We start from the raw sequence: 14,736 nt of genomic DNA, 5'->3' as shown, positions 1-14,736 counted from the left end.
CCACTCAGTCCGGAATGACTTCAGGTGCCTGCCGTGGCGCGGGCGCGGTCAACGAGGTGATCTTGATCAGCAGGCCAAGATGCCCGTTGTCGAGGAAGTTCAGTTGGCCATTCTTGGTATGGCTCTGCTGCTTGAGGCGCTCGCTGGAGGTGACCAGGCCATTGGCGTTGATCTGGTTGATCCAGAAATCGGCATCCACGTCGGTGAAACGGCCCAGCTTCAGTTCCAGGGTGCCCTCGATGGGGAATTGCCCGAACTGTTCGGCGCCGTCGCTGATGGCAACTTTGCGCCCCTGTTCACCGAGCGTCTGCTGCCAGGCCTTGTGCATCAATACTGTGTATTGGCCGCTGGCGGTGAGTTTCTCGACGATGTTGCCCAGGGCCGGCGTGCGCTGGCTGTCCGCGCCCAGGCGTTGCGCGCCGGCGTCCCAGTCTTCCGGTGCGGCGCGGCTGACAATCGCCGGCTCGGCATTCTGGCGCACCAGAATCATTTCAACCTGATACAGGTCGTCGGCAAACGCCAGGGGGGCGACCAGGGTCATCAACAAGGTCAGTGAGCGGAACAGGCGCATGTGGCGTCCTTCAAGCAGTGGTCGGAGTGAGGCGCTCGAACAGCGCCTCTACGGTATTGAAACGCTCTTCCGCGCGTTCCATGGGCACCATGAATTTGAACATCGTGGCACCTTCGAACTTGTAGCGTTTGGGCTGGCCTTGGATCAACTTGATCAGCACCAGCGGGTCGACCGGGGTCTGGGCTTCGAACTCGATCCGGCCGCCATTGGGGCCGCCATCGACTTTCTTGATGCCCAGTTGCTCGGCCTTGAGCTTGAGCTGTGTGGTGCGCACCAGGTTCTTGGTCGGTTCCGGCAGCAGGCCGAAGCGGTCGATCATCTCCACCTGCAGGTCCTTGAGACCTTCCTCGTCACTGGCCGAGGCGATGCGTTTGTAGAGGATCAGCCGCGCGTGGACGTCCGGCAGGTAGTCTTCCGGGATCAGCGCCGGCACCCGCAGGTTGATTTCCGGCCCGCCGCCCAGGGGCTGGTCGAGGTTCGGCTGCTCGCCCTTGCGGATCGACTTGACCGCGCGTTCGAGCATTTCCATGTACAGGGTGAAGCCGACGGCCTGGATCTGGCCGCTCTGGCCGTCGCCCAGCAATTCGCCGGCGCCACGGATTTCCAGGTCATTGGTGGCCAGCACGAAGCCGGCGCCCAGGTCCTGGGTATTGGCGATGGCCTCCAGGCGCTTTTCCGCATCCGGAGTGATCTGCTGGCGCGGTGGCGTCAATAGGTAGGCATAGGCCTGGTGGTGGCTACGACCGACCCGGCCGCGCAACTGATGCAACTGGGCCAGGCCGAATTTGTCGGCGCGCTCGATGATGATGGTGTTGGCGCTCGGCACGTCGATGCCGGTCTCGATGATGGTCGAGGCGATCAGTACGTTGAAGCGCTTGTGGTAGAAGTCGCTCATCACCTGTTCGAGTTCACGCTCGCGCATTTGCCCGTGACCGATGCCGATCCGCGCTTCCGGCACCAGTTCGGCCAGGTCGGCGGCGCACTTCTCGATGGTCTTCACGTCGTTGTGCAGGTAATAGACCTGGCCGCCACGCAGCAACTCACGCAGCAGGGCTTCCTTGACCGTGCTTTTGTTCTGCTCCATGACAAAGGTGCGCACCGACAGGCGCCGGGCCGGTGGCGTGGCGATGATCGACAGGTCGCGCATGCCCGATACCGCCATGTTCAGCGTGCGCGGGATCGGCGTGGCGGTCAGGGTCAGGATGTCGACTTCGCTGCGCAGGGCCTTGAGCTGTTCTTTCTGGCGCACGCCAAAGCGGTGCTCTTCGTCGATGATCACCAGCCCCAGGCTCTTGAACTTCACGTCGTCCTGCAGCAGCTTGTGCGTACCGATGACGATGTCGATCTTGCCCTCGGCCAGATCGGCCACGGCGGCGTTCACTTCCTTGGTGGATTTGAAACGGCTCATCACTTCCACGGTCACCGGCCAGTCGGCAAAGCGGTCGCGGAAACTGTTGTAGTGCTGCTGGGCGAGCAGGGTGGTCGGCACCAGGATCGCCACCTGCTTGCCACCGTGCACGGCAATGAACGCGGCGCGCATCGCCACTTCGGTCTTGCCGAAGCCCACGTCGCCGCACACCAGCCGGTCCATCGGTTTGGGCGCGAGCATGTCGGCGCGCACGGCTTCGATGGTGGTCTGCTGGTCGACGGTTTCTTCGAACGGGAAACCGGCGCTGAAGGTTTCGTAATCGGCCTTCGGGTCGGCGAAGGCATAGCCCTCGCGTGCGGCGCGACGGGCATAGATGTCCAGCAGTTCGGCGGCCACGTCGCGCACTTGTTCGGCGGCCTTGCGCTTGGCTTTCTGCCAGGTTTCCGAGCCCAGGCGATGCAGCGGGGCCAGCGCGTCGTCGCTGCCGGTGTAGCGGGCGATCAGGTGCAGGTTCGCCACCGGCACATAGAGTTTGGCGCCCTCGGCGTATTCCAGGGTCAGGAATTCGGCGGCCTGATTGTCGATTTCCAGGGTCGCCAGGCCCAGGTAGCGACCTACGCCGTGGTCGATGTGCACCACGGGCGCGCCTTCGCGCAGCTCGGTGAGGTTCTTGATGACCGCGTCGTTGGCGGCGTCGGCACGTTTCTCGCGCCGACGGCGCTGCATGACGCGCTGCCCGAACAGCGGGCTTTCCGCCACCAGGGCAAGGGCCGGGTCATCCAGGACCAGGCCATCGTTAAGCGGTGCGATGGTGATCGCCAGGCGATCCTTGCCTGCGACGAAGTCCGGCCAGCTGTCGACGGTCTTTGGTCGCAGCTTCAGGCGTTCGAGCAGCTCCAACAACACTTCACGGCGGCCGGCGGACTCGGCGGTGAACAGCACGCGACCGGGGAACGCATCGAGAAAGCCAGCCAGTGCCGCCAAGGGCTGCGTGGCCTTGGCTTCGATCGCCAGGTCCGGCAATGCCCTGGCCGGGAAGCGCTCACGGCCGACGCCGGTTTCCACGTCCTGCTGGCTCGCCACTACCCGCGGCCAACTCTTGAGGCGGGCAAAGCAGTCTTCCACCGGCAGGAACAGCTCGGCGGGTGGTAATAAAGGACGGGAAGGATCGACGCGACGCTCTTCGTAGCGATTGCGCACATCGTTCCAGAAATTTTCCGCCGCCTGTTCGATGCCGGGCAGGGAAAACACCTGGGTGTCCTGGGGCAGGTAGTCGAACAGGGTGGAGGTTTCTTCGAAAAACAGCGGCAGATAGTACTCGATGCCGGCGGGGGTGATCCCGCTGCTCAGGTCCTGGAAGATCGGGCAGCGGCGGAAATCCACGTCGAAACGTTCGCGAAAGCGTGCCTTGAAGCGGGTCACGGCGTCTTTTTGCAGCGGGAACTCCTTGGCCGGCAACAGGCGGATCGACTGCACTTTATCGATGGACCGCTGGTTTTCCGGGTCGAAGGTGCGCAGGGTCTCGATTTCGTCGTCGAACAGGTCGATTCGATAAGGCAGTTTGCTGCCCATCGGGAACAGGTCGATCAAGGCGCCGCGTACCGCGAACTCGCCGTGCTCGTACACCGTGTCGACGCAGCGATAGCCACTGGCCTCAAGGCGGGTGCGCATTTGCTCGACATCGAGCTTCTGGCCGATGTCCAGCACCAGGCTGCTGCCAAGCAGGAATTGGGTCGGTGCCAGACGATGTAGGGCCGTAGTGATCGGCACTACCAAAACGCCATGACTGAGTTCCGGCAGCCGATAAAGGCTGGCGATTCGCTGGGAAATGATGTCCTGGTGCGGTGAAAACAGATCGTAGGGCAGGGTTTCCCAGTCCGGGAAATGCAAGACCGGCAAATCCGGAGCGAAGAAACTCAGCTCCTGTTCCAGCCGCTCGGCGCTTTGGCTGTCGGCGGTCAGCAGCAGGGTGAAGCGCTTTGCAGCGCTGGCAGCCTCGGCGATGGCCAGGCTCAGGGCGGCACCGGGCAGGTTGCCCCAGTGCTGTTTACCTGCCGCGGCAGGGAGAAGCGGAAGACGCAGAACGGGCACGGAAGGTTGAGCTCCAGCGTTGCGACAAAGTCGACAATTGTAGCGGGGGAAGGGGGCTGCTGTCAGTCGCAGACTACCCAGGCAGACAGGAAAACCACGGTGCGACAGGCGCGCATTGCTCCGCCGAGGACTCGGCGGCATAATGTAGCCCCTTTTTTCAGCCCCTACATGTGGAAGGTTACCGTGACTCAGAAGCCCGACCAGTGTCTTGGTGAATGGATTGATCGTGAAGCTCTCGCAGAAGCGATGATCCCTCTCATCGGTCAGCTCTACCGCAATAACAACGTGGTGAGCTCGATCTATGGCCGCAGCCTGATCAACCAGTCTGTCATCGCGATCCTCAAAGCCCACCGCTTTGCTCGCCACCGTTCTTCCGACGACAGCGAACTCTCCGTCCACGAAACATTCCCCCTGCTCAAAGCCATGAGCGAGCTCAAGCTCGGCGCGGCTTCGGTGGATCTGGGCAAGTTGGCGTTCAAATTCCGCAGCGAAGGCAATGGCCGTAGCGCCGAGCAGTTCGTTCGTGAAGAGATGGCCGATGTGGTTGGCCAGCAGAACGCTTCGCCTCGCAAAGGCACTGACGTGGTCCTGTACGGCTTCGGTCGTATCGGCCGTCTGCTGGCGCGCATCCTGATCGAAAAAACCGGTGGCGGCGACGGCCTGCGCCTGCGGGCCATCGTGGTGCGCAAAGGCGCCGAGAACGACCTGACCAAGCGCGCCAGCCTGCTGCGTCGTGATTCGGTCCATGGTTCGTTCAACGGCACCATCATCATCGATGAAGAAAACAACACCATTCTCGCCAACGGCAACCTGATCCAGGTGATCTACGCGAAGAACCCGACCGAGGTCGACTACACCCAGTACGGCATCAAGGACGCACTGCTGGTGGACAACACCGGCGTATGGCGTGATGCCGAGGGCCTGGGCCAGCACCTGGCCTGCCCGGGCATCGACCGCGTCGTGCTGACCGCGCCTGGCAAGGGCAAGCTGAAGAACATCGTTCACGGCATCAACCACGGCGACATCACCGCTGACGACAAGATCGTTTCCGCGGCTTCCTGCACCACCAACGCCATCGTGCCGGTGCTCAAGGCGGTGAACGACAAGTTCGGCATCGTCAACGGTCACGTTGAAACGGTTCACTCGTACACCAACGACCAGAACCTGATCGACAACTTCCACAAGGGCGACCGCCGTGGCCGCAGCGCCGCGCTGAACATGGTCCTCACCGAGACCGGTGCCGCCACCGCCGCTGCCAAGGCCCTGCCTGAGCTGGCTGGCAAGCTGACCGGCAACGCGATCCGTGTGCCGACGCCGAACGTGTCGATGGCCATCCTCAACCTGAACCTTGAGAAAGCCGCCACCCGTGAAGAGATGAACGAGTACCTGCGCTACATGGCGCTGCACTCCGACCTGCACAAGCAAATCGACTTCGTCAATTCCCAGGAAGTGGTGTCCACCGACTTCGTTGGTTCGCGCCATGCCGGTGTGGTCGACGCTGAAGCGACCATCGTTCAGGACAACCGTGTTGTGTTGTACGTTTGGTACGACAACGAGTTCGGTTACAGCTGCCAGGTGGTTCGCGTGATGGAAGACATGGCTGGTGTAAACCCGCCAGCGTTCCCGCGCTAAGCCTTAGCCGCACATGAAAACGCCCCGACTTGTCGGGGCGTTTTTGTATCTGGAGGTTTTGTGTTGAGTGGCTCGGCCTCTTCGCGAGCAGGCAATCTATCAGGCGCCGCCCACCACCGAAGCTTGCGCAGTCCGCAACTCATGACGGTTGCCCTTGAACAACACCAGGGTCGCAATCAAGCCCAGCACCGCCGCCCCGCTGAGCCATATCCCCGGGGCAGCCTTGTTGTCGAGCACATGGATCAGGTAGGTACAGGCCGCCGGGGTAAAGCCGCCAAAGGTTGCCGTCGCCAGGCTGTAGGCCAGGGAGAAGCCGGTGGTACGCACTTCGAGCGGCATGATTTCCGTCAAGGCGACGACCATGGCGCCGTTGTACGATCCATACAGGAATGACAACCACAATTCCACGATCAGCAAATGGCTGAAGCTTGGATTCGCTACCAACCAGGACAGCGCCGGGTACGCCGTCAGGATCGCCAGGATAGTCGCACCGAGCAGCAGGGGTTTACGTCCGACCTTGTCGGAAAGCGCCCCCATCACGGGCAGCCAGAAGAAATTCGACAAGCCGATGCAGACCGTGACCAGTAGCGCATCCAGATCCGACAGGTTCAACTCGGCCTTGCCGAAGGTCGGTGTGTAGGCGGTGATCAGGTAGAACGATACGGTGGTCATTACCACCAGCGCCATGCCGGCCAAGACAATGCCGAAGTTCTGACCGATGGAGCGGACAATTTCCGACAGGCTGGGGCGATGTTTTCTCGCTTGGAACTCAGGTGTTTCTTCCAATGAGCGACGGATCACGAATATCGCCGGCACGATCATGCAGCCCACCAGGAACGGCACGCGCCAGCCCCATTCGCCCATCTCCTGGGGACTCAGCCAGTGATTGAGGCCGACCCCCAGCAGGCCGGCAAACACCACGGCAGCCTGTTGGCTGGCGGACTGCCAACTGACAAAGAACCCTTTGCGCCCCGGCGTGGAAATTTCTGCCAGGTACACCGATACACCGCCCAGCTCAACACCGGCGGAAAAGCCCTGCAGCAATCGCCCCAGCAGCACCAGCAGCGGTGCCGCCACGCCGAGGGTGGCGTAACCCGGCACACAGGCGATAAGCACCGTGCCGGCGGCCATCATCGCCAGGGTGATGATCAAGCCTTTGCGACGGCCGTGGCGGTCGATGTAGGCGCCGAGAAAAACCGCTCCGAGGGGGCGCATCAGGAACCCGGCACCAAACGTGGCCAGGGACAGCATCAGCGAGGCGAATGCACTGTCGGCGGGGAAGAACGTCTTGGCGATGGCCGTGGCGTAGAAGCCATAGACCATGAAGTCGAACATCTCCAGGAAGTTGCCGCTGACAACGCGAAAAATCGCCTTGCCGTTGCTCGTTTGGGAAGACATGTGTAGGTACTCACTCTGGCAAATCTTGTATGGAGGCACTGCGTCCCCTGTGGGAGCGCTGGAGTTCATAATGGCGGTCGCGGTTTTGAGGGGAGATGAAGATTTGTTAACTGGACGATGGATTGGCCTTGTGGTGCTGGCCGGCGTGTTGTCGGGTTGCGGCAACGGCGACACCCTGGAGCGCTTCGATGGCCCGACCATGGGCAGTCATTATTCGATTCAGTACGTCAGACATTCTGCCGGGCCCACTGCGAAAACGGTGCAGGCCGAGGTGGAAAACATCCTTGCCGAAGTGGATCGGCAACTCTCAACCTATCGCAGCGACTCGGACATCGAGCGTTTCAACGCGCTGCCGGCCAATAGCTGTCAGGTCATGCCTGGCCCGCTCCTGGAGTTGGTCGGCGTAGGTGAGCAGTTGTCGGTTCAAAGCGACGGCTCCTTCGACCTGACTGTGGAACCGCTGCTGAACCTGTGGGGCTTCGGTCCTCAGTCTCGCGAAGAAAAAGTACCGACCGCCGAAGCCTTGGCCTTGGTGCGCCAGCGCGTCGGTCATGGTCATTTGCGCATCGAGGGCGACCGGTTGTGCAAAGACGCGGCAGTGGAAGTCGACTTCAACAGTATCGCCGCGGGTTATGCTGTCGACCGCATCGCCGCCAGGCTCCAGGCCCTGGGCATCGACAGTTACCTGGCCGAAGCCACCGGCGAACTCAAGGCCGTCGGGCGCAAACCCGATGGTTCGGCCTGGCGTATCGCCCTGGAAGAGCCCCGGGACGACCGGCAAGTGGCGGAGCGTGTCATCGAGGTCAACGGCTACGGGGTTTCCACCTCGGGCGACTACCGTAAGTATTTCGAGCAGGGCGGCAGGCGTTATTCCCACACTTTTGATGCCCGCACCGGTGCGCCGGTCCTACATGACCTGGCGTCCGTCACGGTGATTCATCCTTCAGCGTTGATGGCCGATGGACTATCGACGCTGTTGCTGATTCTCGGTCCTGAACGGGGTTGGGACTATGCCGAAAAGCACGGCATCGGGGTATTTTTTGTACTGCGCGATGGCAATCGTTTTGTCTCCCGTACCAACGATGTGTTTGAACGGATCAGTGGTGGAAAAACCCAATGATGACAGCCTTCAGGATGCAGGCGACCTGTGGCGAGGGAGCTTGCTCCCGCTTGAGTGCGAAGCGCTCACAAAAATGGGTCTGCTGCGCAGCCCAGCGGGAGCAAGCTCCCTCGCCACAGTGATTTGGGCAAGCTCCGACAGCGTTTTGAAAGCGTAGGTGTGGCGAAATAGCGCAGGCAAAACTAGCCTACGACGCGACCAAGGGGTAATGTGCGCGGCGTTGACGCTTCTATAGACTGTGGCCGGGCTCGTGAACCGGCCCCAAATTGTTCCTTCATGCCGCGGGCCGGCATGATTTAGCCGTCGGCGCCAAGTGTGGTGCCGCGGCCTGTTCTGAGGAGTACGCATGGCTGTCTACAACTACGACGTGGTGGTACTGGGTTCCGGCCCGGCGGGGGAAGGCGCGGCAATGAACGCGGCCAAGGCAGGGCGCAAGGTGGCGATGGTCGACAGTCGTCGGCAGGTCGGCGGCAACTGCACCCACTTGGGTACCATCCCGTCCAAGGCCTTGCGTCACTCGGTCCGGCAGATCATGCAGTTCAACACCAACCCGATGTTCCGTGCCATCGGCGAACCGCGTTGGTTCTCCTTCCCGGACGTGCTCAAGAGCGCCGAGAAGGTGATCTCCAAGCAGGTGGCCTCGCGCACTGGCTACTACGCCCGCAATCGCGTTGACGTGTTCTTTGGCACCGGCAGCTTTGCTGATGAGCAGACCGTCGAAGTGGTCTGCGGCAACGGCGTGGTCGAGAAACTGGTGGCCAAGCACATCATCATCGCCACCGGCTCGCGCCCGTATCGCCCGGCCGACATCGATTTCAACCACGCGCGTATCTACGATAGTGACACCATCCTGAGCCTGGGTCACACCCCGCGTAAGCTCATCGTCTACGGCGCTGGCGTGATCGGTTGCGAATACGCCTCGATCTTCAGCGGCCTGGGTGTGCTGGTGGAACTGGTGGATAACCGCGGCCAGTTGCTGAGCTTCCTGGACTCGGAAATCTCCCAGGCCCTGAGCTATCACTTCAGCAACAACAACATCACCGTGCGCCACAACGAAGACTACGACCGCGTGGAAGGCGTCGACAATGGCGTGATCCTGCACCTCAAGTCTGGCAAGAAGATCAAGGCCGACGCCTTGCTCTGGTGTAACGGTCGTACCGGTAACACCGACACCCTGGGCCTGGAAAACATTGGTGTGAAGGTCAACAGCCGCGGCCAGATCGAAGTCGACGAAAACTACCGTACCTGTGTACCGAACATCTACGGTGCCGGTGACGTGATTGGCTGGCCGAGCCTGGCCAGTGCCGCCCACGACCAGGGCCGTTCGGCCGCCGGCAGTATTGTCGACAACGGCAGCTGGCGCTTCGTCAACGACGTACCAACCGGGATTTACACCATTCCGGAAATCAGCTCGATCGGCAAGAACGAGCAGGAGCTGACCCAGGCCAAGGTGCCGTATGAAGTGGGCAAGGCCTTCTTCAAGAGCATGGCGCGGGCGCAGATCGCCGGCGAGCCGCAAGGCATGCTGAAGATCCTGTTCCACCGCGAGACCCTGGAAGTACTGGGTGTGCACTGCTTCGGCTACCAGGCGTCGGAGATCGTGCACATCGGCCAGGCGATCATGAACCAGCCGGGCGAATTGAACACGTTGAAGTACTTCGTCAACACCACGTTCAACTACCCGACCATGGCCGAAGCCTATCGGGTAGCTGCCTATGACGGGCTCAACCGGCTTTTTTGAGCGGCTCCGGCCGGTGGCCTGAGCCGGCCGGGGAGACCGATTTCAGCAATTCTCGAGGGTGGCAGTGGCCAAACCGGGAAAGTCTGTAATCAGGCTGTCAGCGCCAAAATCGGCGAGCCTGCGCATCAGCGCGGGCTCGTTGACGGTCCACACCGACACATGCAGCCCCTGGCGTTGCGCCTTGATCAGGCGTTCCGGCGTGCACAGGGTCCAGTTCAGCGCCAGAATCTCGCAGCCGTAACTCTGGGCGACCTTCAGCGGGTCGAGCCAGGCGTATTCGGCCACCAGTCCGCGGGAGATGTCCGGGGTCAGGTCCAGGGCTGCCTTGAGCACTTCCCGGGAACTGGACGTGATGGTGATTTTGTCCAGCAGCCCGAAACGCTGGGCCATTTCGCGAATGCCCAGCACCGTCGCGGCGGCGCGGGTGCGCGAGGCGCTTTTGACCTCCAATTGCCAGTGCTCGAAATCACACTTCTCGAACAGCTCCTCCAGGCGTGGGATCGGGCACGGCTTGATCCAGCCCGGGCCACCCTTGCGCGCATCGTAGGTCACCAGCTCGGCGGCGGTATGCTCGACCACCTTGCCCCGGCGATCGGTGGTGCGCTTGAGGGTCGGGTCGTGGATCACCATCAACTCGCCGTCCATCGAAAGGTGCAGGTCCAGCTCGCAACGGCGTACGCCGTGCTTGAGGCACTCCTGAAAACCGGTCAGGGTGTTTTCCGGCGCTTCGCCCTTGGCGCCGCGGTGGCCATAAATGAGGGTCACGGTTCTTCCTTATTGATACCTGAGTCGTTCTGTTCCCGGGCCAGGCGCCGCTCTTGCGCCTGTTTCTGCAGGATGTAGCGGGCCAGCAACTGGCGCTGGGCGTCGGTCGGGCGTTCGAACTCGGTGCCCACGTCGAAGCCATCGCCCTTGGGGTCGCAGTGGGTGACCCGCGCCCGCAGCAACAGACCGAGGGCTTGCGGCATCAGCACCAGCTTGATCGACAAGTGGGTGCCGGCCGCGATCGGCGTGGGGTGTTGGAAGTCGACGCCGCCTTCGGAAATGATCACCGGTTGCGGTTCGCCGATTTCGCCGAGCACCGTCAGGGCGATGACCTGGCTGAGCAGGTCGATGCGTTTGTTCATTGCCTTGAGGTATGCCGCGATGCTGCGTTCGCGCTCGCTGATCTGGCGCAGCAGGTGCTGTGACTCGAATTCGCTCAGGTGCAATTCACTGAGCAGATTGAACAATGGAGAAGCATCCTGCAACACTTCCTGGCCAGCAGCTTCAGGAATGGACAGGGGCCGAATTTCCAGTGCGATCGTGTCCTCGATACGGTAGTATTCGCGGCGATCTTCTTCATCTAATGTCGACATGGCGAACCCATGGTAGCGGCGGTGGTCTGAGTGTAAAGCTGGTTTGTGACCCCCGCCACAAGGACGTTCCTTTTCCCTCCGAACAAGCCCCGACATGTTCAGACCTCTCTTCGTATTTATCGGCACGCGTTATACCCGTGCAAAGCGTCGCAATCATTTCGTATCGTTCATTTCCCTGACGTCCATCATCGGGCTGGCCCTTGGCGTGGTCGTGATGATCGTCGTGCTCTCGGTGATGAACGGCTTCGACCATGAGATGCGCACCCGCGTGCTGGGCATGGTGCCCCACGCGACCCTCGAGTCCGGCGAAGCCATCAGCGATTGGCCGAGCCTGGCCGCCAAGGTCAAGCAGAACCCGCAGGTGCTGGCCGTGGCGCCGTTCACCCAGATGCAAGGGCTGCTGACCAACGACGGCAAGGTGTCCAAAGTGTTGCTCAATGGCATCGACCCCGGGCTCGAGCGGCAGGTGTCGATCATCGACAACTTCATGCAGCAGGGAAAACTCGATGACCTGGCGCCAGGCAGTTTCGGCATCGTCATCGGCGACAAGGCCGCGGCCAAGCTCGGCGTTGCCATTGGCGACAAGCTGACCTTCGTCGCCCCGGAAGTCACCGTGACCCCGGGCGGCATGTTCCCGCGCATGAAACGCTTTACCGTGGTCGGCATTTTCCATGTCGGCGCTGGCGAGCTCGATGGTTACCTGGGCGTCACCAATCTCCAGGACCTGGCGCGCCTGCATCGCTGGAAGCCGGATCAGGTCCAGGGCCTGCGGTTGAAGTTCGATGATCTGTTCCAGGCACCGCGTGTGGCGTGGACCATCGCCCAGCAACTCGGCGAAGATCGTTACTACGCCCGGGACTGGACCCGAACCCACGGCAACCTGTACCAGGCAATCCGCATGGAAAAAGCCATGATCGGCCTGCTGCTGTTGCTGATCGTTGCCGTGGCGGCGTTCAACATCATCTCCACGCTGGTGATGGTGGTGAACGACAAGAAGGGCGATATCGCGATCCTGCGTACCCTCGGCGCCACGCCGGGGCAGATCATGCGGATCTTCATGGTCCAGGGCACGGTCATTGGCGTGATCGGTACGTTCGTCGGCGCCCTGGTCGGGATGTTCGCCGCGCTGAACGTCAGCGCCGCGATCGCCGCCCTCGAAGGCCTGATCGGGCACAAGTTTCTCAACGCCGACGTGTACTTCATCGACTACCTGCCATCGCAATTGCAGGCCGATGACGTGTTGATGGTCTGCGGCGCCGCGTTGGTCCTGAGTTTCCTCGCCACCCTGTATCCTGCCTGGCGTGCCGCGCGCACCCAGCCTGCGGAGGCGTTACGTTATGAGTGAGTCGGGCATGAGTGAAAAAGCAATCTTGAGTTGCCGCAACCTGGGCAAATCCTACGAGGAGGGCCCGGAGTCGGTGGTGGTGTTGTCGGGCCTGCAACTGGAGCTGCATCCTGGCGAGCGCGTGGCGATTGTCGGCACCTCCGGGTCGGGCAAGAGTACCTTGCTCAACCTGCTGGGCGGCCTGGATACGCCAACCGCCGGCAGTGTCTGGCTGGCTGGCGAAGAGCTTTCGGCGCTGAACGAGAAAGCCCGTGGCCTGCTGCGCAACCGTTCCCTGGGCTTCGTCTACCAGTTCCACCATTTGCTGCCCGAGTTCACCGCGCTGGAAAACGTCTGCATGCCGCTGTTGATTGGCCGCACGGCGATTCCTGAGGCCCGTCAGCGCGCCACGGCGTTGCTGGAGCGGGTAGGGCTGGGGCATCGCCTGGAGCACAAGCCGGCCGAATTGTCCGGTGGTGAACGCCAGCGCGTGGCGATTGCCCGGGCCTTGGTCAACAAGCCTGGGCTGGTGATGCTCGACGAGCCGACCGGCAACCTCGACTCCCACACCGCCCAAGGCATCCAGGATTTGATGCTGGAGCTCAGCACGTCGATGCGTACCGCGTTCCTGGTGGTGACCCACGACATGAACCTGGCCCGGCAGATGGACCGCGTCCTGCACTTGCAGGAAGGTTGCCTGACGCCCATCTGACCGACCGAAACCCGGTACTTGCTGCAAGCGCCGGGTCTTTTATTTTCATACGGTGCCCCGCGAATGTTCAGACCGTTATCGATCTTCATCGGCACGCGCTATACCCGCGCCAAGCGCCGCAATCGCTTTGTTTCGTTCATATCCATGACCTCGATGATCGGCCTCGCCCTGGGTGTGCTGGCGATGATCGTGGTGTTGTCGGTGATGAACGGCTTCCAGCGCGAAATGAGCTCGCGCATCCTCGGCATGGTGCCCCACGCCACGATCGTCGGCGTCAATCCGATCGACGACTGGCAACCGGTGGCCGCCGCGGCGCTGAAAAATCCTGAAGTCACCGCTGCGGTGCCATTCACCGAAATGGAGGGCATGCTCAGCCATAAGGGCTCGATGCAGCCGATCCAGATCAGTGGCGTCGATCCGGCCCAGGAAGGCAAGGTGTCCATTGTCGCCCAGCATATCGTCCAGGGGCGTCTGGATGCCTTGAAGCCGGGCGAGTTTGGTGTCGTGATCGGCGAAATCACCGCCCGGCGTTTTCGTCTGAACGTCGGCGACAAAATCACCCTGATCGTGCCGGAAGTCAGCACGGCCCCCGGCGGCATCACCCCACGGATGCAGCGGCTGAATGTGGTGGGTGTGTTCAAGGTGGGCGCCGAGCTGGACGGCTCCATGGCGCTGATCCACCTGGCCGATGCCGCACAGATGCAGCATTGGCAGCCGAACCAGGTACAAAGCGTGCGCCTGGCGGTGAAGGATTTGTACGCGGCGCCGACGGTCTCCGGTGACATCGCCACCAACCTTGGCGCGGCCTACAAGGCTGACGACTGGACACACACCCAGGGCAGCCTGTTCAGTGCCATGAAAATGGAAAAAACCATGATCGGCTTGCTGCTGCTGATGATCGTTGCGGTGGCGGCGTTCAACATCATCGCCACCCTGATCATGGTGGTGAACGACAAAGGCGCGGACATCGCGATCCTGCGCACCATCGGCGCCACGCCGCGGCAGATCATGGCGATCTTCATGGTCCAGGGCACGGTGATCGGCGTTGTCGGTACGCTGATTGGCGGCGTGCTGGGGGTGATCGCGGCGTTGAACGTCAGTGCGCTGGTGGGCTGGCTGGAAAGGGTCAGCGGCCAGCACATCTTCAGTTCCGACGTGTACTTCGTCAGCAACCTGCCGTCGGAGCTGCAGCGTGGGGACGTGGTGCTGATCTGCTCGGCCGGGTTCATCCTGAGCTTCCTCGCCACCGTGTACCCGGCGTGGCGTGCGGCGAAGATCGAACCGGCGCAGGCGTTGCGGTATTCCTGATACCCCGTGAAGCCCCCGTGGCGAGGGAGCTTGCTCCCGCTGGGCTGCGCAGCAGCCCCTCTCAAGCTCACTCAATCAACCTGATCTACCGTGTCGCCGGGTTTTAGGGCCG

11 protein-coding genes are annotated in these 14,736 nt (G+C 61.9%); 6 read left to right on the top strand and 5 right to left on the bottom strand.

Translation table 11 applies throughout. The features are described from left to right. Positions 1 to 4: 4 nt before the first annotated feature. Together BLT00_RS27450 and mfd are read right to left on the bottom strand one after the other, a co-directional pair. A complete protein-coding gene (locus BLT00_RS27450; protein ID WP_092148375.1) occupies positions 5 to 571 on the bottom strand; it encodes a CsiV family protein in 567 nt (188 codons plus the stop codon). Positions 572 to 581: 10 nt separating this feature from the next. Beyond that, a complete protein-coding gene (mfd, locus tag BLT00_RS27445) occupies positions 582 to 4,031 on the bottom strand; it encodes a transcription-repair coupling factor (RefSeq protein ID WP_092148372.1) in 3,450 nt (1,149 codons plus the stop codon). Positions 4,032 to 4,199: 168 nt separating this feature from the next. Between mfd and BLT00_RS27440 the strand changes: the two genes are divergently transcribed. Then, a complete protein-coding gene (locus BLT00_RS27440) occupies positions 4,200 to 5,663 on the top strand; it encodes a glyceraldehyde-3-phosphate dehydrogenase (RefSeq protein ID WP_063322177.1) in 1,464 nt (487 codons plus the stop codon). Positions 5,664 to 5,762: 99 nt separating this feature from the next. Here BLT00_RS27440 and BLT00_RS27435 read toward each other — a convergent pair whose 3' ends face one another. After that, the gene (locus BLT00_RS27435) at positions 5,763 to 7,061 is read right to left on the bottom strand and encodes an MFS transporter (protein WP_092148369.1); all 1,299 of its coding nucleotides are present in this window, start codon (positions 7,059 to 7,061) and stop codon (positions 5,763 to 5,765) included. A 70-nt stretch (positions 7,062 to 7,131) separates the two neighbouring features. On the opposite strand from BLT00_RS27435, the gene BLT00_RS27430 reads away from it, so the two are divergent. Together BLT00_RS27430 and sthA are read left to right on the top strand one after the other, a co-directional pair. After that, entirely contained in the window at positions 7,132 to 8,181 is a 1,050-nt protein-coding gene (locus BLT00_RS27430; RefSeq protein ID WP_371856974.1) for an FAD:protein FMN transferase, read from the top strand. A 346-nt stretch (positions 8,182 to 8,527) separates the two neighbouring features. Continuing rightward, a complete protein-coding gene (sthA, locus tag BLT00_RS27425; RefSeq protein ID WP_003183399.1) occupies positions 8,528 to 9,922 on the top strand; it encodes a Si-specific NAD(P)(+) transhydrogenase in 1,395 nt (464 codons plus the stop codon). A 42-nt stretch (positions 9,923 to 9,964) separates the two neighbouring features. Here sthA and BLT00_RS27420 read toward each other — a convergent pair whose 3' ends face one another. Together BLT00_RS27420 and BLT00_RS27415 are read right to left on the bottom strand one after the other, a co-directional pair. Continuing rightward, on the bottom strand, positions 9,965 to 10,687 hold the full coding sequence (locus tag BLT00_RS27420; protein WP_003199672.1) for a glycerophosphodiester phosphodiesterase: 723 nt from the start codon (positions 10,685 to 10,687) through the stop codon (positions 9,965 to 9,967). Next, positions 10,684 to 11,280 (bottom strand): PilZ domain-containing protein, encoded by a 597-nt coding sequence (locus BLT00_RS27415; protein WP_092148363.1) that lies wholly within the window; start codon positions 11,278 to 11,280, stop codon positions 10,684 to 10,686. Before BLT00_RS27415 ends, BLT00_RS27420 begins: the two co-directional genes overlap by 4 nt. Before the next feature lie 94 nt (positions 11,281 to 11,374). Here BLT00_RS27415 and BLT00_RS27410 point away from each other — a divergent pair, with 94 nt between their 5' ends. The 3 genes from BLT00_RS27410 (at position 11,375) to BLT00_RS27400 (ending at position 14,624) form a co-directional block, all read left to right on the top strand. Further along, entirely contained in the window at positions 11,375 to 12,625 is a 1,251-nt protein-coding gene (locus tag BLT00_RS27410) for a lipoprotein-releasing ABC transporter permease subunit (protein ID WP_003199675.1), read from the top strand. Positions 12,626 to 12,632: 7 nt separating this feature from the next. After that, on the top strand, positions 12,633 to 13,316 hold the full coding sequence (gene lolD / locus BLT00_RS27405; protein ID WP_162843734.1) for a lipoprotein-releasing ABC transporter ATP-binding protein LolD: 684 nt from the start codon (positions 12,633 to 12,635) through the stop codon (positions 13,314 to 13,316). Between the two features lie 63 nt (positions 13,317 to 13,379). Beyond that, positions 13,380 to 14,624 (top strand): lipoprotein-releasing ABC transporter permease subunit, encoded by a 1,245-nt coding sequence (locus tag BLT00_RS27400; RefSeq protein WP_092148360.1) that lies wholly within the window; start codon positions 13,380 to 13,382, stop codon positions 14,622 to 14,624. The last annotated feature ends 112 nt before the right edge of the window (positions 14,625 to 14,736 follow it).

This window comes from Pseudomonas sp. NFACC51 (genome assembly GCF_900103575.1).
Taxonomy (GTDB): domain Bacteria; phylum Pseudomonadota; class Gammaproteobacteria; order Pseudomonadales; family Pseudomonadaceae; genus Aquipseudomonas; species Aquipseudomonas fluorescens_Q.
This window is presented reverse-complemented; position numbering and strand designations above follow the sequence as displayed.